The sequence below is a fragment of the Pseudoxanthomonas suwonensis J47 genome (assembly GCF_000513955.1).
Lineage (GTDB): Bacteria > Pseudomonadota > Gammaproteobacteria > Xanthomonadales > Xanthomonadaceae > Pseudoxanthomonas > Pseudoxanthomonas suwonensis_C.
The window spans coordinates 48,795-67,824 of the sequence record NZ_AZUZ01000025.1; the positions used below are offsets into that span (position 1 = coordinate 48,795).

A 19,030-nucleotide genomic window follows, 5' to 3' on the forward strand; every position below is an offset into this window, starting at 1 on the left:
CGGTCAGTTGAGGGTACGGCGGTGGCGGGGTCCCAGCACGCAGTCGCCATGCAGCAGCAGTACGGCGACGCGGACGAACTCCTCCAGCTCGGACAGGGCCGACTCGTCCTCTTCCTCGTCCTCGTCGATCTCCAGCACGCTGGCGGCGGCCAGGCGGCCGAGGTCGTTCAGCGCCTCGTTGCCCTCCTCCGACAGCGGCGGCTGCGCGCCGGCGGCCAGGCCGAAGCCGCCGAGGAAGCTGCGGCACCAGTCGAACAGGGCCTGCGCGCGCTCGCGCAGCGGCAGCTCGTCCTCGCCCAGCAGCAGCTGGAAGGAGAACTCGCCGTCGTCGATCTGGGCCACGGTGGCCTGACGCAGCTGCTCGAGGGCGCTGCCTGCGGCCGGCGGCGGAACCGCCGCGTCGGCCATCACCTTGCCCACCCATGCGGGACTGTCCTCGCCGCCACCGGCCAGCCAGCCGCACAGGGCGCCGTGCAGTTCCGGGGCGGTGGCGGCCAGGCCCAGGGCCTGGCTGGCTCGGGCGACCTCGGCGGGTGCGGGCAGATCGGGCATGGGCGGGGTCGCGGGCGGGGGGCGGGCCCCCAAGTGTACCGCCCCGTCGCTTGTAGGCGTTCCCGGTGCATGTACACTCGACCGGACAGCCCATCCAGCCGCTGCCCATGCCGTCCGACGTCGTTGCGCGCACCCGCAAGGCAGGACCCCGCCGGAGTGGCCATCCGTGACCGCCGCGCTGATGTCGCTGGCCGCGGCGCTCATGATTGCCGTGCTGCTCCTCCTTTTCCGCTGGCGTAGCGACCACCTGGCCCGTTACGAAGCGCTGCACGCGCGCGCCGGCCACCTGACCGTGGCGCTGTGGGGGTCCGGCGAACAGTTCTGGGACTTCGACCTGGAGCGCCGCGAACTGCACCTGCTGCAAGCCGAGGAAGGCGGCGACGCGCCCGGCGAGGACCTGGTGCTGGCCAGCCGCATGGTCCCGCTGCCGCGGATCCACGCCCACGACCGCCTGTTCCTGCGCCGGCGCCTGCGCGCGCACCTGCGCGGCCGCGAACCGCTGTTCACCTCCGAGCACCGGGTCGATCCGGAAGGCAACGGCAACTGGGTGTGGATGCGGGTCCACGGCCGCACGGTCGAGCGCGACGCGCGCGGGCGCCCGCGCCGCCTCGCCGGCACCGCCCTGGACATCACCTCCAGCCGCCACGCCGAGGCCGAGCGGCGCATCGCCAGCGAGGTGCTGCGCAGCATGAGCGAGGCGGTGGCGGTGCTCGACCGCGAGCAGCACTTCGTCGCGGTGAACCCGGCCTTCAGCCAGATCACCGGCTACAGCGACGTCGAGGCGCTCGGCCGCCCGTTCTCGATGCTCGACAGCGACCACGGCCAGGGCCGCTACGGCAGCCTGCAGCAGGACCTGGAGCGCCGCCACTGGCAGGGCAACGTGTGGATGACCCGCCGCGACGGCGAGGAGATCCTCTGCCACGTCAAGCACAACGTGATCGCCGACGCCGGCGGCGAGGTCGGCTTCCACGTGGTCGTGCTCAGCGACATCACCGAGCAGAAGCGCGCCGAGCAGGAGCTGCGCTACCTGGCCAACTACGACGCGCTGACCAGCCTGCCCAACCGTTCGCTGCTGTCCGAGCGCCTGGCCCGGGCGATCGTGCGGGCGCGCCGCGAGGGCGGGCACGTGGCGGTGCTGTTCCTGGACCTGGACCGCTTCAAGGACGTCAACGACTCGCTCGGCCACGCCGTCGGCGACCGCGTCCTGCGCGCGGCGGCCGAGCGGGTGCAGCACGTGGTCGGCCCGCAGCACACCGTGGCCCGGCTCGGCGGCGACGAGTTCACCGTGGTGCTGGAGGGCCTGGCCTCGCCCGACGCGGCCGGCGAGGTCGCGCAGCGGGTGATCGAATCCTTCGCCCTGCCGCTGGCCCTGGACGAGCAGCACGAGATCACCGTCTCGCCCTCGATCGGCATCAGCCTGTTCCCCGACCACGCCCAGGTGCCGACCGAGCTGCTCAAGCACGCCGACACCGCCATGTACCAGGCCAAGGCCGCCGGCCGCCGCACCTGGCAGCTGTACTCGGCGCGGATGGACGAGACCACCCGCCGGCGCGCCACCCTCGCCGGCCTGCTGCGCCGGGTGGTCGAGCGCGGCGAGCTGCGCCTGGTCTACCAGCCGCGCTGGTCGCTGCACGGGGAACGCGCGGTCGGCGCCGAGGCCCTGCTGCGCTGGCACAACCCGGAGTTCGGGGTGATCCCGCCGGAGCAGTTCATCCCGCTGGCCGAGGACACCGGGCTGATCCTGGAGATCGGCGAATGGGTGCTGCGCGAGGCCTGCACCACCCTGCGCCACTGGCGCGAGTCCGGGCTCCCGGCGCTGACCATGTCGGTCAATGTCTCGGCGATCCAGCTGCTGCGCGGCGACCTGCCCGGCACCCTGGCGCGGATCCTGGCCGAGACCGGGGTCGCCTCCGGCCAGCTGGAACTGGAGCTGACCGAGAGCGCGATCATGGCCAACGTCGGCCGCAGCGCCAGCGTCCTGCACGCCTGCCGCAACCTCGGCGTCGGCGTGGCGGTGGACGACTTCGGCACCGGCTACTCCTCGCTGGCCTACCTCAAGCGCCTGCCGCTGACCACGCTGAAGATCGACCAGGAATTCGTCGGCGACCTGACCCACGACCCGGACGACGAGGCCATCACCAGCACGGTGATCGCCATGGGCCACTCGCTGGACCTGACCGTGGTCGCCGAGGGCGTCGAAACCGCCGGCCAGCTGCAGTTCCTGCGCGAGCACGGCTGTGACGAGGTCCAGGGCCACTACATCGCCATGGCGATGGACCGCGACCAGTGCCAGGCCTTCCTCTCCGGAGCCACGCCGGTGCCGGCGCTGGACGCCGGCGCGCCCGCTTGACCGGTGCGGCGGGCGCTGCCTATCGTGGCCGCCATGGATGCCTCTCCTGACGCCATCGCCCAGCTCCGCGCCCTCGCCGCGCGGGTCGAGGCGCTGGCCGAGCGTTGCCAGCGGCTGGCCGACGAGAACCGCAGCCTGCGCCAGCAGCAGGAACAGCTGTTCGCCGAGCGCGCGCAGCTGCTCAACAAGAACGAGCAGGCGCGTTCGCGGGTGGAGGCGATGATCGCGCGACTGAAATCGCTGGAGCAGCACACGTGAGCAACCCCAGCGAGCCGGTCAGCGTCCGCATCCTCGACCGCGAGTACACGGTCGGCGTCCACGCCGACGAACGCGACAGCCTGCTCGGCGCGGCGCGCCTGCTCGACGCGCGCATGCGCGAGGTGCGCGGCAACAATCGCATGGTCGCGCTGGACCGCGTCGCCGTGCTGGCGGCGCTGAACCTGGCCCACGAGCTGCAGCAGCTGCGCCAGGAGCGCGACGCGCAGCAGCGTGAACTGGCCGTCACGCTGGAAACGCTGAACCGCCGCCTCGACGGCCTGCTCGGCGCCACCTCCGCCTGAATGCGCCACCCCATAGGCGGCGTCTTGCGCCGCTGAACCGGACATTGCCGATTCCTTCGCCGTGCACGCCGCGAAGACTAGGCAGCGGATGGATGGCGGCTATAATCCACCTGCGTTCTCTGCCGTGTTCGACAGCTGGCAAAACATTCGCCTTGTCCCTTAAAAACGACACCGGGGATGCGACGACGCCGGGTGTGCATGTCCGCCATGAGCGGGAAGCCCGAAGGTTTCCGACCGTTCCCACTTGAACCTCGGGTTCAAGGTCGTTTCGCCGCATCGGCATGGTGGAGAACCATTCTTCCAACGCCTCCATGACGGGAGGCGTTGTCTTTTCCGGGGCGCGGCAGGTGGCGGGTATGCGACACTTCGCGCCGCCCCTTCCCCCCGAGCACGCCGCGACCCGATGACCCAGGACCGCGCCCCGCTGCGCCGCGAACTGCGCGAACGCCGCCGCGCCCTGCCCGCTGCCGTGCGCATCGCCGCGGCCGAGGCCCTGGCCCAGCGCATCCTCGCCCTGCCGTTCCTGCCGCGCGAAGGCTACGTGTCCGGCTACTGGGCGATGGACGGCGAGATCGGCCTCCACGTCCTGCAGCTGCGCCTGCCGCCGGGGCTGGTCTGGTGCCTGCCGGTGCTGGACGGCGACCTGCTGCGCTTCGCGCCGTGGCGCTCCGGCGACCCGCTGGTGACCAACCGCTTCGGCATTCCCGAGCCCGACGTCGAGCCGTCTTCCGCCCTGCCGCCGCAGGAACTGGCGCTGGCGGTGATGCCCCTGGTGGGCTTCGACGCGGCCGGCCAGCGGCTGGGCATGGGAGGCGGCTGGTACGATCGCAGCTTCGCGTTCCGCCGCGACCGCGCCGCGCCGCCGTGGCTGGTCGGCGTCGGCTTCGCCGCCCAGCAGGTCCCCGCGCTGGCGGCGGCCGACTGGGACGTCGTCCCCGACGCGATCTGCACCGAACAGGCCACCCTGCTCCGCGCCCCCGCCCGCACCACCGACCCCGCATGACCGCACGCAAACGCTACTGGCTGATGAAGTCCGAACCGGACGCCTTTTCCATCGACGACCTGCAACGAGTGGGCGTGGAACCCTGGAACGGGGTGCGCAACTACCAGGCGCGCAACTTCATGCGCGACGGGATGAAGGTCGGCGACGGCGTGCTGTTCTACCACTCCAACACCCAGGTCCCGGGCATCGTCGGCATCGCCAGCGTGGCCAGCCCCGCCTACCCGGACGAGACCCAGTTCGACCCGAAGTCGGACTACTACGACCCCAAGGCCACCCGCGAGCAGCCGCGCTGGTTCCTGGTCGACGTGAAGTTCGAGCGCAAGCTCGACCGCACGATCCCGCTGGAGGAAATCAAGCGCCACGCCGACGAACTGGGCGAAGCCTTCCCGCTGGTGGCCCGCGGCAGCCGCCTGTCGGTATTCCCGGTCACGGCGGCGCAGTGGAAGCTGTTGCTTTCGCTGGAAAAGCCGTGATTCGGGATTCGTGATTCGGGATTGGCAAGAGCAACAAGCTGCCCCCCAGAGTCACAGTCACGAATGACCAGCCACTAATCCCCAATCCCGAATTCCGAATCCCATGTCAGAAGCCAAACGCCTGGCCGGCGAAAAGGCCATCGATTACGTCGAGGACGGCATGGTCGTCGGCGTCGGCACCGGTTCCACCGTGGCCTACTTCATCGAGGCGCTGGGCCGGATCAGGGACCGCATCGCCGGGGCGGTGTCCAGCTCCGAGCAGAGCACCGCGCGGTTGAAGGCGCTGGGCATCGAGGTGCTGGACGCCAACGCCGCCGGCCCGCTGAAGCTGTACGTCGACGGCGCCGACGAATGCGACCCGCACAAGCGCCTGATCAAGGGCGGCGGCGCCGCGCTGACCCGCGAGAAGATCATCGCCGAGGCCAGCGAGACCTTCGTCTGCATCATCGACCCGGCCAAGCAGGTGCCGGTGCTCGGGAAATTCCCGCTGCCGGTGGAAGTGATCCCGATGGCGCGCAGCCTGGTCGCCCGCCGCATCCTCGCCCTGACCGGCGGCCAGCCGGTGTGGCGCGACGGCACGGTCACCGACAACGGCAACTGGATCCTGGACGTGCACAACCTGTCGATCACCGACCCGGTGGCGATGGAGACCGAGCTCAACCAGATCCCCGGCGTGGTCAGCGTCGGCCTGTTCGCGCGCCGCCCGGCCGACATAGTCATCGTCGGCGGCGAACCGCCGAAGGTGCTCTGAGGCGCTGGCGGCTTGACCGCCGCCCGCCCTTGCCCGAACGTGCACGTCCGTCGTCCCAGCCACCCGGTACCGCCATGCGCTTCCGCCTGATCGTCCTGCCCCTGATGCTCCTGCTCAGCAGCTGCGCCGCCGCGAGCACGCCCTGGGTGGAGCTGGCCGGCCAGCGCTTCCAGGTGGAGATCGCCGACGACGACGCCGAGCGCGCGCGCGGGCTGATGTTCCGCGACGTGCTGCCGGACGGCCAGGGCATGCTCTTCATCCACGACCGCCAGGAACCGCAGGCGTACTGGATGAAGAACACCCGCATCCCGCTGGACATCCTCTACTTCGACGAACAGCGCCGCCTGGTCTCGCAGCAGCGCAACGTGCCGCCGTGCTCGGCCGGCGACCGCTGCCCGCCCTACCCGAGCCGCCGCCCGGCGCGCTACGTGCTCGAGCTCAATGCCGGCCAGGCCGCGAAGCTGGGCCTGGAGGACGGTGCCGAGCTGGTATTCGGCCCCGGCATCCCCGCGCCAACCCACTGAAAACCCCGCGTATCCGGCTGCCGGGGCATGCCCGACGGGCTTGATTGTCGCCGCGGGCGGCCCCAGTCTCTGCGGCATGGGGAACGATCGCACGCCACTGCCGGACTGGAACACGCTCGCCACGCTGGACGACGACGCGCTGCCGCTGCTGCCGGCCGCGCTGCTGATCGCCCGCGACGAGTACCCGGACCTGGACCCGCGCCCCTACGACGCCGTGGTCCAGGCCCATGCCGACCACCTGCGCGGCCAGGTCGCCGCGATCGAACCGGCGCCGCTGAAGATGGCGGTGATCAACCACCACCTGTTCGAGGAAGTCGGCTACAGCGGCAACCACGACGAGTACTACGACCCGCGCAACAGCTACCTCAACCAGGTGCTGGACCGCCGCCTCGGCAACCCGATCTCGCTGGCGATGGTGCAGATGGAAGTCGCGCGCCGCCTGGGCATCGCCCTGGACGGCGTCTCCTTCCCCGGCCACTTCCTCGTGCGCCTGCCGGTCGACGGCGGCCTGCTGGTGATGGACCCGTTCAACGGCGGCCGTCCGCTGGCGGTGGAGGAACTGCGCGAACGCGCCCGTCCGCACCTGGGCGAGCCGCCGGACGACACCGTCCTGCTGCAGATCCTCAGCCCCGCGCCGAACCGCGCCATCCTCGTGCGGATCCTGCGCAACCTGCACGGTGTCTATGCCGAGCAGGGCCAGTGGGACCGCGCCGCGCGCAGCGTCGACCGCATCCTCAGGCTCATCCCGGACCAGCCCGAAGCCATCCGCGACCGCGGCCTGGCCTACCTGCAGCTGGACTACCTGCCCGGCGCCCGCCAGGACCTCTCGCGCTACCTCGGCCTCGCCCCGGAAGCGCCCGACGCCGAGCAGATCCGCGAGCGCCTGGTCGAGGCCGCCGGCACCCGCGCCGTGGTGCACTGAGCGCGGTTCATTCGCTCCTCCCTCCGGCGTGGGCCAGCGCTGTTCAGCCCCTCTCCCCCCGGGAGAGGGGTTGGGGAGAGGGCAGGTATGCCGACGCCACGAGGCTCCCGACCCTCACCCCCTGCCCCTCTCCCGGTGGGAGAGGGGAGCAGGAGCGTCGCCCGGACAAGGCCGAAGGCCGCATCCGGGGTGGATTCACCTGTCACGTGTGACGGCCTGCCATGGCTCCCGGATGCGCTTCGCTTATCCGGGCTACAGGCCGTGCCCCTCGCTCGCAGGGAAAGGGGTACCGCAGACCGGCCTCAGCCGATCTGCACCATCTCGAAGTCTTCCTTGGTCGCCCCGCAATCCGGGCAGGTCCAGGTATCCGGGATGTCCTCCCAGCGCGTACCCGGGGCGATGCCCTCTTCCGGCAGCCCCTCGGCCTCGTGGTAGATGAAGCCGCAGACGACGCACATCCAGCTGCGGTAGGGGGCGGTATCGGTGTCGCTCATCGGATAATGCAGGCCTGCGGTAGGGGCGCCATTGTCCCACAGCCGGCGAAACGGAACCGACATGACGCCTCCCACGAACACCAGCCCGCGCGGCCTGTACCTCATCACCCCGGACGAGGCCGGCACCGCGCGCCTGCTGGCGCGGGTGGCGCCACTGCTGGAACACGGCGTGACCTGGCTGCAGTACCGCAACAAGGCCGCCGACGCCGCCCTCCGGCGCGAACAGGCCACGGCCCTGCAGGCCCTGTGCGCCAGGGCCGGCGTGCCGCTGCTGGTCAACGACGACGCGGCACTGGCGGCGGAGATCGGCGCCGCCGGCGCCCACCTCGGCGAAGACGACGGTGCGCTGGCCGCCGCCCGGACCCTGCTCGGCCCCGACGCCATCCTCGGCGCCTCCTGCTACGACAGCCTGGCGCTGGCCCGCGACGCGGTCGCCGCCGGCGCCAGCTACGTGGCCTTCGGCGCGTTCTTCCCGACCACCACCAAGCTCGTCACCCGCCGTGCCACTCCCGACCTGCTGGGCGACGCCGCCGCGCTGGGCGTGCCGCGCGTGGCGATCGGCGGCATCACCCCGGAGAACGGCCGCGCCCTGGTCGAGGCCGGCGCCGACCTGCTGGCGGTGATTGGCGGCGTGTTCGACGCACCCGATCCGGTCGCCGCCGTGCACGCCTACCGCCGCTGCTTCGACTGATCCCGGCGTCAGGCCGCATCGCGAGGGCCCCGGACAACCTGTCCCGGCCGCCACCCGTGCCCCGGCCGGTCCCGGCTCCTACAATGGCAGGCTCCGCACACGCAGGACCTGCCCCGATGAACCACGAACGCTCCCACGCCCTGTTCTCCCGCGCGCAGCAGCTGCTGCCCGGAGGCGTGAACTCGCCCGTGCGCGCGTTCAAGTCGGTCGGCGGCGAGCCGTTCTTCGTCCAGCGCGCCGACGGCGCGTACCTGTACGACGTCGATGGCAACCGCTACATCGACTACGTCGGTTCCTGGGGCCCGATGATCGTGGGCCACAACCACCCGGCCGTGCGCGAGGCGGTGCAGGCGGCGATCGGCAACGGCCTGTCCTACGGCGCCCCGTGCGAGGCCGAGGTCACCATGGCCGAGACCATCACCCGCCTGGTGCCGTCCTGCGAGATGGTGCGCATGGTCAACTCCGGCACCGAGGCGACCCTGTCGGCGATCCGCCTGGCGCGCGGCGCCACCGGCCGCCAGCGCATCGTGAAGTTCGAAGGCTGCTACCACGGCCACGGCGACTCGTTCCTGGTCAAGGCCGGCAGCGGCATGCTGACCCTGGGCGTGCCGACCTCGCCCGGCGTGCCGGCGGGCCTGAGCGAGCTGACCGCCACGCTGAGCTACAACGATTTCGAAGGCGCGACGAAGCTGTTCGACGAGATCGGCGGCGAGATCGCGGCGGTGATCATCGAGCCGGTGGTGGGCAATGCCAATTGCATCCCGCCGCGCGAAGGCTACCTGCAGCACCTGCGCGAACTGTGCACGAAGCATGGCGCGCTGCTGATCTTCGACGAGGTGATGACCGGCTTCCGCGTCGCCCTCGGCGGCGCCCAGGCGCATTACGGCATCACCCCGGACCTGACCACCTTCGGCAAGATCATCGGCGGCGGCATGCCGGTGGGCGCGTACGGCGGCCGCCGCGAGCTGATGTCGCAGATCGCCCCGGCCGGCCCGATCTACCAGGCCGGCACGCTCAGCGGCAATCCGGTGGCGATGGCCGCCGGCCTGGCGATGCTGCAGCTGATCCAGGAGCCGGGCTTCCACCAGCGCCTCGCCACCGCCACCGCGCGCCTGTGCGAAGGCCTGGAAGCGGCCGCGCGCGAGGCCGGCGTGGCGGTGACCACCAACCGCGTCGGCGCGATGTTCGGCCTGTTCTTCACCGACCAGAAGGTCGAGACCTACGCCCAGGCCACCGCCTGCGACACCGCCGCGTTCAACCGCTTCTTCCACGCCATGCTCGAGCGCGGCGTGTTCCTGGCGCCTAGCGCGTACGAGGCCGGCTTCCTGTCCAGCGCGCACGACGAAGCGATCGTCGAAGCCACGATCGCAGCGGCGCGCGAAGCGTTCAAGGTCGCCGCGGCGGGGTGAGGCCCCGCGCGCGCCAGCTGCTGCTGGACTTCGACAACGTGCTCGCGCACTACCGGCGCGAGCAGCGCGTGGCGCACCTGGCCGCACACGCCGGCGCCCCCTTCGAGCGGGCATGGCAGGCGCTGTACGGCTCCGGCCTGGAAACGCGCTACGACGCCGGCCAGGTCTCCACCTCCGGCTACCTGCGCGAACTGGGTGAACGCATCGGCGCGGTGGTGGACGAACAGGCCTGGATCGAGGCGCGCATGGCCGCCACCCGCGCCGACGCCCAGGCGATCGCGCGCCTGCTGGCGCTGGAGCCGGCTGTGCCGATGGCGGTGCTGACCAACAACGGCGAACTGATGGCCCGCGCGATCCCGCGCATCGTCGCGCCGCTGCTGCCGCGGCTGGAGGGCCGAGTGCTGTGCAGCGGCAGCCTGGGCGGGCGCAAGCCGGATCCGCAGGTCTACCTGCACGCGCTCGAACGCCTGGGCTGGAACGCCGCCGACACGCTGTTCGTCGACGACCTGTTCGTCAACGTGCAGGGCGCACGCCGCGCCGGCCTGCACGCCGACAGCGTGCGCGACGCCCGCGCCCTGGGCCGGGTGCTGAAGCGCTTCGGCCTGGCATAGGCGGTGCATCCCTTTCCCCTCTCTCACCGGGAGAGGGGGCGCGGGTAAGGGTCGGGTCGCTGGTTCGCGTCACCGATCGCGTCGACATCGACAGATGCGCAGCCCGGACGAGGCCGAAGGCCGCATCCGGGACGCCATGTCGCCGCCCGGAGAATCCCGTATGCGCGGCGCTTGGCCGGGCCACAGGGGCGCGGCCGGTGATGGCACAGGCTGCCTGCCCTCTCCCCAGCCCTCCCCCGGAGGTGAGGGGCCCGGACATCCGCCGGCGCGCGACTCAGCCGCCGATGAACTTCGCAACGGCCTTGCGCAGGCGCGCCAGGCCTTCGGCCACGTCGGCGTCGGTGATGTTGAGCGCCGGCACCAGGCGCAGCACGTCCGGGCCGGCCTGCAGCACCATCAGGCCCTCGTTCGCGGCGAGGTCGAGCAGCTCGCCGGCGCGGCCGGCGAACTCCGGCGCCAGCACCGCGCCCAGCATCAGGCCGCGGCCGCGCACCTGCGAGAACAGGCCGGTTTCGGCGCCGATCGCCATCAGGCCATCGCGCAGCGCCTGCGACTGGCGGCTGACGTTCGCCGCGATCTGCGGCGAGGCCAGCTTGCGCAGCGCCACCCGCGCCACCGCGGCGGCCAGCGGATTGCCGCCGAAGGTGGTGCCGTGGGCGCCGAACTGCATGACCTCGGCCACCTTAGGGCCGGCCAGCATCGCGCCGATCGGGAAGCCGCCGCCCAGCGCCTTGGCCAGGGTGACGATGTCGGGGACCACGCCGTCCTGCCAGTGCGCGAACAGGGTGCCGCTGCGGCCCATGCCGGCCTGGATCTCGTCCAGCACCAGCAGCGCGTTGTGGCGGTCGCACAGCGCGCGCACCTGCTGCAGGAAGCCCGATGCGGCCGGCATCACCCCGCCCTCGCCCTGGATCGGCTCGAGCATCACCGCGGCCACGTCGCCGGCGGCCATCGCCGTTTCCAGCTGCACGATGTCGTTGAAGTCGACGTAGCGGAAGCCACCCGGCAACGGCTCGTAGCCTTCCTGGTACTTCGGCTGCGCGGTAGCGGTGACCGCGGCCAGGGTGCGGCCGTGGAAGCTGCCGCGGAAGGTGACGATCACCCGCTGCGCCGGCGGCCGGCCCTGCGCGGCGGCCCACTTGCGCACCAGCTTGATCGCGACCTCGTTGGCCTCGGCGCCGGAGTTGCACAGGAACACGCGCCGGGCGAAGCGGCTGGCCGAGACCAGTTCCTCGGCCAGGCGCAGCGGCGGTTCGCTGTAGAAGACGTTGCTGGTATGCCACAGCTTGCCGGCCTGCTCGACCAGGGCGGCGTGCAGGTCCGGGTCGTTGTGGCCCAGGCCGCACACGGCGATGCCGGCGGCGAAATCGACGTACTCGCGGCCCTCGCTGTCCCACAGTCGCGAGCCCTGGCCTCGTTCCAGCACCAGCTCGCGCGGGCGGTAGACGGGCAGGTAGTACTGGCGGCCGAGGTCGAGCAGCGCGGCGGTTTCGCCGGCGGGCAGCGTGGAAGCGTTCATGTCAGCAGTGGAATCCAGGGGGAAAGACGCCGGCGGCTGCCGGCCCGGGCATTATCCGCCCGTGCCCGCTCCCCCGCCATTGCCGGGCCGCCGGCTACGCCGCGCGGCCGCGGCGGCGGCGCTACCATCGGCTTCCGCCGTTTTCCCGGAATCCCCATGCCCCGCATCGAAACCCTGGCCGCGCGCGCCGGCAGCGCCCCCGATCCGTCCAGCGGCGCGCTGTCGCCGCCGATCCAGCTGGCGACCACCTTCGAGCACACCCCGGACGGCCAGCTGCCGCAGGGCTTCCTGTACCAGCGCTACGACAACCCGACCCAGCAGGAGACCGAGCAGGCGCTGGCGATGCTGGAAGGAGCGAAGCGGGCGCTGCTGTTCCCCACCGGCATGGCCGCCGGCGCCACCGCGCTGCAGGCGCTGCCGCCGGGCAGCCACGTGCTGTTGTGCGACGACAGCTATTTCTCGTTCCGGACGCTGGCGGCGGAGCAGTTCCCGCGCTGGGGCCTGGACTGCACGATCGTCGACTTCACCGACCTGGGCGCGGTGCGCGCGGCGCTGCGCCCGGAGACGGCGCTGCTGTGGGCGGAGACGCCGTCCAATCCGCTGCTGAAGGTCTCCGACATCGCGGCGCTGGCGGAAATCGCGCATGCGGCCGGGGCGCGCCTGCTGGTCGACGGCACCTTCGCTCCGCCGGTGCTGCAGCAGCCGCTGGCGCTGGGCGCGGACATCGTGCTGCATTCGGCCACCAAGTATCTGGGCGGGCATGGCGACGTGATGGGCGGAGTGCTGTGCTTCGCTGAAGACGGTGCACATGCGGCGGCCTGCCACCGGCTGCGCCTGCTGGCGGGAGCGACCGCGTCGCCGTTCGCGGCGTGGATGATCCTGCGCGGCGTGCGCACGCTGCCGGCGCGGATGGCCTGGCACTGCCGCAACGCGATGCAGGTGGCGCGTTTCCTCGAGGCGCATCCGCGGGTGGACAAGGTGCACTATCCGGGGCTTGGGAGCCATCCGCAACATGCGGTGGTGGCGCGGCAGATGCGCGACTTCGGCGGAATGCTGTCGTTCGAGGTGGCCGGCGGCACGCCGGGCGCGCTGGCGGTGGCCGGGCGCTTGCGGCTGTTCACCAATGCGACGTCATTGGGCTCGACGGAGTCGCTGGTCGAGCACCGGGCTTCGATCGAAGGGCCGCAGTCGACGACGCCGGGCGGGCTGCTGCGCCTGTCGGTGGGCCTGGAGCACGCCGACGACCTGGTGGCGGACCTGGAGCAGGCGCTGGCGGAGTAGCGCGCTGCAGGTCGCACACGGGGACGCATGAGAGGCGCCAGCGGTACGCGCTGGCCGCGGTGACGGCGGCGCCGGGCCGGGTGCTGGCGCCATGTTGCGCATGGCGCCAGCTGCAGCTGCGGGTTTACCAGGTGCCAGTGTTGGGCATCGACGCCCACGGCTCCTGCGGCGGCAGGGGCTGGCCCTTCTGCAGCAGTTCGATCGAGATCAGGTCGGGGGTGCGGACGAAGGCCATCCAGCCGTCGCGCGGCGGGCGGTTGATGGTGATGCCCATCGACTGCAGGTGGGCGCAGGTGGCGTAGATGTCGTCCACCTCGAAGGCCAGGTGGCCGAAGTTGCGGGCGCTGCCGTAGTTTTCCGGCGCCGAACCGTCTTCCGGCGGCCAGTTGTACGTCAGCTCGATCTCGGCCTCGGGGTTTTCCGGGGCGCCGAAGTAGACCAGGGTGAAGCGGCCGGCCGGGTGGTCGCTGCGGCGGGTCTGCTTCAGGCCGAGGCCATCGGTGAAGAAGCGGCTGGTGGCGTCCAGGTCGTGGACGCGGAGCATGGCGTGCAGGTACTTCATCAGGATCTTTCCAGCGTGGGGTCGGCCATTGTAGGAGCTGGCTCCGCCTGCGGCACGCATCGCGCGCGCCACGCGGGCCGGCCGTGGCTCAGAGGAACAGGTCGGGCAGCAGCGGCTGCGTCGGATCGACGGCGTAGGCGGAGAAGTCGGTGACGCCGGCTTCGGCCAGCACTTCGTCGTCGATCAGGAAGCGGCCGCTGAAGCCGGCGGCCTGGCGCACCAGGATGGCGTGGGCGGCGTCGGCCATGATCTCGGGGCGGCGGCCGTTGGCAGCGCTGACGCCGGGGATCATGTTCAGCGCGTCGGTGGCGATGAGCGTGCGCGGCCACAGCGCGTTCACCGCCACGCCCTGCGGGCCGAACTCGGCGGCCAGGCCGAGGGTGACGAAGCTCATGCCCATCTTGGCCAGGGTGTAGCCGGTATGCGGGCCCCACCACTTCGGATCCAGCGACGGCGGCGGCGCCAGGGTGAGGATGTGCGGGTTCGGCGCCTGCAGCAGGTGCGGCAGGCAGGCCTGGGCGCAGAGGAAGCTGCCGCGGGCGTTGACCTGCTGCATCAGGTCGAAGCGCTTCATCGGCGTGTCGAGGGTGCCGCGCAGCCAGATCGCGCTGGCATTGTTGACCAGGATGTCGATGCCGCCGAAGGCGTCGACGGTGGCGGCCACGGCCGCCTGCACCTGCTCCTCCTCGCGGATGTCGCACTTCAGCGCCAGGCCCTGGCCGCCGGCGGCGTTCACCGCCTCGGCGGCGCTGTGGATGGTGCCGGGCAGCTTCGGGTTGGGCACGGAGGACTTGGCCGCGATGGCGACGTTGGCGCCGTCGCGCGCCGCGCGCAGGGCGATGGCCAGGCCGATGCCGCGCGAGGCGCCGGTGATGAACAGGGTCTTGCCGGCGAGGGTGCTCATGGAACGGGTCTTCCGGGTGGGGAGGCCGGCATTGTCGCGCGGATACCGCCGGTCGGCCCAGCCGCCACCCCGGGCACCCGGCGCTGCCGCCTTAAGGCTGGCGCGGGGTACCGCCACCTATAATCCCGCGCCATGAATTCCTCCTGGATGGACGCCGTACTGGCCTGGATCGGGAGCCACCCTGTCCTGGCCGGGCTGGTGGTGTTCGCGATCGCGTTCTGCGATGCGCTGATCGTGCTCGGTGCGATCGTGCCCGCCCTGCCCCTGCTGATCGCGGTGGGCGTGCTGATCGGCATGGGCGAGATCTCCGGCCCGTACGCGGTGGCCTGCGTGACCCTGGGCGCCTTCCTCGGCGACGGCCTGAGCTTCTGGATCGGGCGGCGCTGGGGCCGGCGGCTGTACGGGGTATGGCCGTTCCGGCGCTATCCGCAGCTGCTGGACCGCGGCGAGGTGCTGTTCCGGCGCAATGCGTTCAAGGCGATCCTGGTCGCACGCTACGTCGGCGCGGTGCGGCCGTTCGTGCCGGCGATCGCGGGCATCGCGCGCATGCCGCTGCGCCGCTACTTCTTCGCAAGCGGCGTGGCCTGCCTGTCCTGGGGCCTGCTGTTCCTGGCGCCGGGCTGGATCCTGGGCCGCGCCTACGACGCGGTGGCCGCGGTCGCCGGCCACCTGGTGATCGTGCTCGGCCTGCTGGCCGCGGTGCTGGGCCTGGCCTGGGCCTGGGTGCTGTACACCTACCGCTGGTTCGCCGGCCACGCCGATTCGCTGCTGCAGCGCGCGCTGGACTGGACCCACCGCCATCCGGTGATCGGCCGGCACTCGGCCGCGGTGTTCGACCCCTCCCATCGCGAATCGACCTCGCTGGCGCTGCTGGCGGTGCTGCTGCTGGCGATCGGCTGGGCCTGGTTCGCGCTGCTGGTGGTGGTGATCGGCCATGGCGAACCGCTGGCGCTGGACCTGTTCGTGCACCAGGCGATGCTGGCCCTGCGCAGTCCGCTGGCCGACTACCCGATGGCGGCGCTGGCCTCGCTCGGCGACTGGCCGGTGCTGCTGCCGGCCTGTGCGGCGGTGCTGGGCTACTTCGCCTGGCGGCGGCTGTGGATGGCCGCGGCGCACTGGCTGGCGGCGCTGGCCTTCGGCCTGGCCCTGACCTGGCTGCTGGGCAACACCGTCGACGTGGTGCGCCCGCCGGGCGCGAGCAGCGGCTTCGGCTTCCCGTCGATCGCGGTGACCATGTCGACGATCGCCTTCGGCTTCTTCGCCGTGCTGATCGCGCGCGAACTGCCCGGGCGCGACCGGGTGTGGCCGTACCTGGTCTCCGGCGTCACCGTCACCGTGATCGGCTTCGCCCGCCTGTACCTGGGCGCGCACTGGCTCAGCGACGTGGTCGGCGGGATGCTGCTGGGCATCGTCTGGCTGCTGGTGCTGGGCATCGCCTACCGCCGCCGCTTCAACCGCTCGTTCTGGGTCAAGCCCGTGGCGGCGGTGTTCTACGGCGTGTTCGCGGTGGCCGCGCTGTGGTATGCGCCGCGCAACATCGAGGCCAAGCTGGCCAAGTTCGAGCCGCCGCCGGCGCTGCCGGTGGTGCAGGACCTGGAGGACTGGTGGAGCCACGAATGGATGCTGCAGCCGGCGCGGCGCAACGAGTTCGCCGACGAACTGCGCTGGCCGCTGGACGTGCAGGTCGCCGGCCCGCTGCCGCCGCTGCAGGCGCGGCTGGAGGCCGCCGGCTGGCGGGTGCAGCCGCAGGCGCGCTGGGAACAGGCGATCAGCCTGCTCGACACCGACGCCGAACCCGACGAAGTGCCGGTGCTGCCGGCCACCCTGGAGGCGCATACCGAGGCGCTGCTGATGGTGCGCGACGATCCCGACCCGGCCGTGCGCCACGTGCTGCGGCTGTGGCCCAGCGCGGTGCGCCTGCAGCCCGGCGACGTGCCGTTGTGGGTGGGCACCGCGCAGACCCTGGACTTCCGCCGCGACCTGGGCCTGATCGTGACCTGGCGCCCGCAGCAGGGCATCGACCCCGCGCTCGAACTGGTGCAGGCGCCGCTGCAGGAACTGCCGCACGCCGTCGCCCCGCATCCGGAATCGCAGCTGCCGGTGCTGCGCGTGCGCACCGACGGCATCGCTCCCTAGGCGTCGGTGTCGTCCGGTTCTTCCTCGTCCATCCAGCCCAGCAGCAGGTCCAGGCGCCGGTGCGGGTCGTCTTCCTGCAGTAGTGCCAGGCGCTGCTCGTCGGACAGCGGCAGCAGCTCGGCCAGGCGCCAGCCGACCCAGGACGCGTCCTCGAGCTGGCGCAGGTTGGCGCCGGCATGCCCCAGGTCGGGATGGGCGTCGCCGACGCGGTCGAGCAGTTCGCGCAGCAGGGTCGCCATCGCCGCGTGCTGCGGCTGCAGCGGCGTACTGCCCCCGTCGTCGCACCAGGCCACGTCGCCGACCAGCAGGCCGTTGTCGCGGATGCGCGTGCGGGAGACGCGGAAACGGCGCTGCCCGCGCACCTGCAGGGTCAGCAGGCCGTTGCGGTCGCTGCCGAAATCCTCGATCACCGCCTCGACCCCGTACGCGGCCGGCTTGGCCGGCGCGCCGACCTCCTCGCCCTCGAGGATCAGGCAGATGCCGAAGCCCTTGCTGGCGCGGCCGCACTCGGCGACCAGGTCCAGGTAGCGGCGTTCGAACACGCGCAGGCCCAGCGGAGCGCCGGGCAGGAGCACGGTGTGCAGCGGGAACAGCGGCAGGGATTCGTTGGACGGCACGTATGCAACCCGGCAGGACCAAGGGCCGCAGGGTAACCCCGCGCCACTTAGTCCTGCGTCAATCGGCCTTCATCGGCCAGCTGCGCCAGGAACCGGCGCGGCGCGCCATCGAAGCCGCCGTTGGACATGAACACCACGTGGTCGCCGGCGCGCGCGAGCCCGCCCAGCGCGGCGAGCAGCGCCGCGGTATCCGGCGCGGTACGCGCCTCGCCACGCACCGCCGCGACCACCTTGCCGGCATCCCAGGCCAGTTCCGGGCGATGCAGGAACACCACCGCATCGGCCTGGTCCAGCGACGGCGCCAGCGCATCGGCGTGCGCGCCCAGCCGCATCGAATTGCTGCGCGGCTCCATCGCCACCACGATGCGCGCCGCACCGACCTTCGCGCGCAGGCCTTCGAGCGTAGTGCGGATCGCCGTGGGATGGTGGGCGAAATCGTCGTAGACGGTGATGCCGCGGGCCTCGCCGAGCACTTCCAGGCGACGCTTGACGCTGTGGAAGCGCGACAGCGCGCCGGCGACCTGCGACGGCGCCACGCCCACCGCATGCGCCGCCGCCAGCGCGGCCAGCGCGTTCATCACGTTGTGGCGGCCGACCAGCGGCCAGCGCACGGTGCCGGCCGCCTCGCCGCGATGCAGGACCACGAAGGCGCTGCCGTCGGCTTCCAGCAACCGCGCGCTCCAGTCGAAACCGGCGCCGCCATCGGCGCGCGGGATCGCCACCGCGACGTCGTCCAGGCCGAAGGTTTCCACCGGCGTCCAGCAGCCCATCGCCAGCACTTCGGCCAGGTGCGCGTCTTCGCCGTTCACCACCAGCCGGCCGGCGCGCGGCACGGTGCGCACGAGGTGGTGGAACTGGCGCTGGATCGCGGCCAGGTCCGGGAAGATGTCGGCGTGGTCGTACTCGAGGTTGTTGAGGATGGCGACCGTCGGCCGGTAGTGGACGAACTTGCTGCGCTTGTCGAAGAAGGCGGTGTCGTACTCGTCGGCCTCGACGACGAATTCGCGGCCCGTGCCAAGCCGCGCCGAGACGCCGAAGTCCTCGGCGACGCCACCGACCAGGAAGCCCGGATCGCGCCCGGCCGCTTCCAGCAGGAACGCCAGGATGGTGGTGGTGGTGGTCTTGCCGTGGGTGCCGGCCACCGCGAGCGTGGCGCGTCCGGGCAGCACCTTCTCGGCCAGCCACTGCGCACCCGAGGTGTAGCGGCGGCCGTCGTCGAGCACCTGCTCCACCGCGGGATTGCCGCGCGAGAGGGCGTTGCCGACGACGATCTCCTCCGTCCTGGCGGAGATGTTCTCCGGCAGGTAGCCCTGCCGCAGCTGGATGCCCAGCCGCTCCAGCTGGGTCGACATCGGCGGATACACCGCCTGGTCGCTGCCTTCGACGCTATAGCCCAGTTCGCGTGCCAGCGCGGCCACGCCCCCCATGAAGGTGCCGGCGATGCCGAGGATATGGATGGTGCTCATGCGCCGATTGTCGCCCAAGGGCGCGGGGATTTGGGCCGCTCATGCACCGGATTGCGGGCCAGCGGGCGGTGGGGCGGAAGGAGCAACGGCAACGGCAGCGGCGTGTGCGAGCTTCGGACGGAGCCGCGGCAGCGCGGGGGTATGGCGCATCGCGCGGTTCCGCCGTCCATGGCTCCAACGCGCGAACGCAGGCCATCCATGGCCT

The 19,030-nt window shown here is 71.9% G+C and carries 20 protein-coding genes and 1 other RNA gene; 14 read left to right on the forward strand and 7 right to left on the reverse strand.

Features of this window, described 5'->3' with window-relative positions:
- Positions 1 to 3: 3 nt before the first annotated feature.
- On the reverse strand, positions 4 to 552 hold the full coding sequence (locus M503_RS0108235; protein ID WP_024867684.1) for a UPF0149 family protein: 549 nt from the start codon (positions 550 to 552) through the stop codon (positions 4 to 6).
- Between the two features lie 166 nt (positions 553 to 718).
- Here M503_RS0108235 and M503_RS16015 point away from each other — a divergent pair, with 166 nt between their 5' ends.
- The 9 genes from M503_RS16015 to M503_RS0108275 all read left to right on the forward strand — a co-directional run bounded on the left by M503_RS16015 (position 719) and on the right by M503_RS0108275 (position 7,135).
- Positions 719 to 2,902, forward strand: coding sequence for a putative bifunctional diguanylate cyclase/phosphodiesterase (locus tag M503_RS16015; RefSeq protein WP_231472345.1), 2,184 nt, complete (start codon positions 719 to 721; stop codon positions 2,900 to 2,902).
- A gap of 33 nt (positions 2,903 to 2,935) precedes the next feature.
- Positions 2,936 to 3,160 (forward strand): TIGR02449 family protein, encoded by a 225-nt coding sequence (locus tag M503_RS0108245; RefSeq protein WP_024867682.1) that lies wholly within the window; start codon positions 2,936 to 2,938, stop codon positions 3,158 to 3,160.
- Positions 3,157 to 3,462: a cell division protein ZapA gene (locus tag M503_RS0108250; protein ID WP_024867681.1), complete on the forward strand. Its 306-nt coding sequence runs from the start codon at positions 3,157 to 3,159 to the stop codon at positions 3,460 to 3,462. Before M503_RS0108245 ends, M503_RS0108250 begins: the two co-directional genes overlap by 4 nt.
- Before the next feature lie 113 nt (positions 3,463 to 3,575).
- Positions 3,576 to 3,757: non-coding RNA, 6S RNA (gene ssrS / locus M503_RS17090), on the forward strand.
- A gap of 108 nt (positions 3,758 to 3,865) precedes the next feature.
- Positions 3,866 to 4,465, forward strand: a complete 600-nt coding sequence (locus M503_RS0108255) for a 5-formyltetrahydrofolate cyclo-ligase (RefSeq protein WP_028920075.1) — start codon at positions 3,866 to 3,868, stop codon at positions 4,463 to 4,465.
- Complete coding sequence (locus tag M503_RS0108260; protein ID WP_028920074.1) at positions 4,462 to 4,938, forward strand: EVE domain-containing protein; 477 nt, start codon at positions 4,462 to 4,464, stop codon at positions 4,936 to 4,938. Before M503_RS0108255 ends, M503_RS0108260 begins: the two co-directional genes overlap by 4 nt.
- Before the next feature lie 103 nt (positions 4,939 to 5,041).
- Positions 5,042 to 5,689, forward strand: coding sequence for a ribose-5-phosphate isomerase RpiA (gene rpiA / locus M503_RS0108265; protein ID WP_028920073.1), 648 nt, complete (start codon positions 5,042 to 5,044; stop codon positions 5,687 to 5,689).
- Positions 5,690 to 5,763: 74 nt separating this feature from the next.
- Positions 5,764 to 6,213, forward strand: a complete 450-nt coding sequence (locus M503_RS0108270) for a DUF192 domain-containing protein (protein WP_028920072.1) — start codon at positions 5,764 to 5,766, stop codon at positions 6,211 to 6,213.
- Positions 6,214 to 6,289: 76 nt separating this feature from the next.
- Entirely contained in the window at positions 6,290 to 7,135 is an 846-nt protein-coding gene (locus tag M503_RS0108275) for a SirB1 family protein (RefSeq protein WP_028920071.1), read from the forward strand.
- 302 nt (positions 7,136 to 7,437) lie between these two features.
- On the opposite strand, the gene M503_RS0108280 is transcribed toward M503_RS0108275, so the two are convergent.
- Positions 7,438 to 7,692, reverse strand: a complete 255-nt coding sequence (locus M503_RS0108280) for a rubredoxin (protein WP_428992223.1) — start codon at positions 7,690 to 7,692, stop codon at positions 7,438 to 7,440.
- On the opposite strand from M503_RS0108280, the gene thiE reads away from it, so the two are divergent.
- From thiE to M503_RS0108295, 3 genes are all read left to right on the forward strand, one after another.
- Positions 7,691 to 8,320: a thiamine phosphate synthase gene (thiE, locus tag M503_RS0108285; protein WP_028920069.1), complete on the forward strand. Its 630-nt coding sequence runs from the start codon at positions 7,691 to 7,693 to the stop codon at positions 8,318 to 8,320. The genes M503_RS0108280 and thiE overlap by 2 nt on opposite strands.
- 116 nt (positions 8,321 to 8,436) lie before the next feature.
- Positions 8,437 to 9,729 (forward strand): glutamate-1-semialdehyde 2,1-aminomutase, encoded by a 1,293-nt coding sequence (hemL, locus tag M503_RS0108290; RefSeq protein WP_028920068.1) that lies wholly within the window; start codon positions 8,437 to 8,439, stop codon positions 9,727 to 9,729.
- Positions 9,726 to 10,340 (forward strand): HAD-IA family hydrolase, encoded by a 615-nt coding sequence (locus M503_RS0108295; protein WP_028920067.1) that lies wholly within the window; start codon positions 9,726 to 9,728, stop codon positions 10,338 to 10,340. The genes hemL and M503_RS0108295 overlap by 4 nt, the downstream gene beginning before the upstream one ends.
- A gap of 274 nt (positions 10,341 to 10,614) precedes the next feature.
- On the opposite strand, the gene M503_RS0108300 is transcribed toward M503_RS0108295, so the two are convergent.
- Positions 10,615 to 11,859, reverse strand: a complete 1,245-nt coding sequence (locus M503_RS0108300; protein WP_028920066.1) for an acetylornithine transaminase — start codon at positions 11,857 to 11,859, stop codon at positions 10,615 to 10,617.
- Between the two features lie 156 nt (positions 11,860 to 12,015).
- Between M503_RS0108300 and M503_RS0108305 the strand changes: the two genes are divergently transcribed.
- Positions 12,016 to 13,140 carry a trans-sulfuration enzyme family protein gene (locus tag M503_RS0108305; protein ID WP_028920065.1) on the forward strand — a complete coding sequence of 375 codons (1,125 nt, stop codon included), beginning with the start codon at positions 12,016 to 12,018 and terminating at the stop codon, positions 13,138 to 13,140.
- Between the two features lie 124 nt (positions 13,141 to 13,264).
- Here M503_RS0108305 and M503_RS0108310 read toward each other — a convergent pair whose 3' ends face one another.
- Complete coding sequence (locus tag M503_RS0108310) at positions 13,265 to 13,702, reverse strand: VOC family protein (protein ID WP_028920064.1); 438 nt, start codon at positions 13,700 to 13,702, stop codon at positions 13,265 to 13,267.
- Between the two features lie 88 nt (positions 13,703 to 13,790).
- Positions 13,791 to 14,606, reverse strand: coding sequence for an SDR family oxidoreductase (locus M503_RS0108315; RefSeq protein WP_028920063.1), 816 nt, complete (start codon positions 14,604 to 14,606; stop codon positions 13,791 to 13,793).
- Between the two features lie 132 nt (positions 14,607 to 14,738).
- On the opposite strand from M503_RS0108315, the gene M503_RS0108320 reads away from it, so the two are divergent.
- Positions 14,739 to 16,742 carry a bifunctional DedA family/phosphatase PAP2 family protein gene (locus tag M503_RS0108320; protein ID WP_028920062.1) on the forward strand — a complete coding sequence of 668 codons (2,004 nt, stop codon included), beginning with the start codon at positions 14,739 to 14,741 and terminating at the stop codon, positions 16,740 to 16,742.
- Here the strand turns inward: M503_RS0108320 and M503_RS0108325 are convergent.
- Together M503_RS0108325 and mpl are read right to left on the reverse strand one after the other, a co-directional pair.
- Positions 16,739 to 17,359 carry an LON peptidase substrate-binding domain-containing protein gene (locus M503_RS0108325; RefSeq protein WP_028920061.1) on the reverse strand — a complete coding sequence of 207 codons (621 nt, stop codon included), beginning with the start codon at positions 17,357 to 17,359 and terminating at the stop codon, positions 16,739 to 16,741. The two genes, M503_RS0108320 and M503_RS0108325, sit on opposite strands and share 4 nt — an antisense overlap.
- Positions 17,360 to 17,406: 47 nt before the next feature.
- Positions 17,407 to 18,825, reverse strand: coding sequence for a UDP-N-acetylmuramate:L-alanyl-gamma-D-glutamyl-meso-diaminopimelate ligase (mpl, locus tag M503_RS0108330; protein WP_028920060.1), 1,419 nt, complete (start codon positions 18,823 to 18,825; stop codon positions 17,407 to 17,409).
- Between the last annotated feature and the right edge of the window lie 205 nt (positions 18,826 to 19,030).

Bases quoted from the DNA above. Each gene is read 5' to 3' on its own strand.
- M503_RS0108310 (WP_028920064.1), bottom strand. From the start codon at position 13,702: ATGAAGTACCTGCACGCCATGCTCCGCGTCCACGACCTGGACGCCACC.
- M503_RS0108260 (WP_028920074.1), top strand. From the start codon at position 4,462: ATGACCGCACGCAAACGCTACTGGCTGATGAAGTCCGAACCGGACGCC.
- M503_RS0108305 (WP_028920065.1), top strand. From the start codon at position 12,016: ATGCCCCGCATCGAAACCCTGGCCGCGCGCGCCGGCAGCGCCCCCGAT.
- M503_RS0108320 (WP_028920062.1), top strand. From the start codon at position 14,739: ATGAATTCCTCCTGGATGGACGCCGTACTGGCCTGGATCGGGAGCCAC.
- M503_RS0108245 (WP_024867682.1), top strand. From the start codon at position 2,936: ATGGATGCCTCTCCTGACGCCATCGCCCAGCTCCGCGCCCTCGCCGCG.
- hemL (WP_028920068.1), top strand. From the start codon at position 8,437: ATGAACCACGAACGCTCCCACGCCCTGTTCTCCCGCGCGCAGCAGCTG.
- M503_RS0108280 (WP_428992223.1), bottom strand. From the start codon at position 7,692: ATGTCGGTTCCGTTTCGCCGGCTGTGGGACAATGGCGCCCCTACCGCA.
- M503_RS0108235 (WP_024867684.1), bottom strand. From the start codon at position 552: ATGCCCGATCTGCCCGCACCCGCCGAGGTCGCCCGAGCCAGCCAGGCC.
- rpiA (WP_028920073.1), top strand. From the start codon at position 5,042: ATGTCAGAAGCCAAACGCCTGGCCGGCGAAAAGGCCATCGATTACGTC.
- thiE (WP_028920069.1), top strand. From the start codon at position 7,691: ATGACGCCTCCCACGAACACCAGCCCGCGCGGCCTGTACCTCATCACC.
- M503_RS0108315 (WP_028920063.1), bottom strand. From the start codon at position 14,606: ATGAGCACCCTCGCCGGCAAGACCCTGTTCATCACCGGCGCCTCGCGC.
- M503_RS0108255 (WP_028920075.1), top strand. From the start codon at position 3,866: ATGACCCAGGACCGCGCCCCGCTGCGCCGCGAACTGCGCGAACGCCGC.
- M503_RS0108300 (WP_028920066.1), bottom strand. From the start codon at position 11,859: ATGAACGCTTCCACGCTGCCCGCCGGCGAAACCGCCGCGCTGCTCGAC.
- mpl (WP_028920060.1), bottom strand. From the start codon at position 18,825: ATGAGCACCATCCATATCCTCGGCATCGCCGGCACCTTCATGGGGGGC.
- M503_RS0108275 (WP_028920071.1), top strand. From the start codon at position 6,290: ATGGGGAACGATCGCACGCCACTGCCGGACTGGAACACGCTCGCCACG.
- M503_RS0108270 (WP_028920072.1), top strand. From the start codon at position 5,764: ATGCGCTTCCGCCTGATCGTCCTGCCCCTGATGCTCCTGCTCAGCAGC.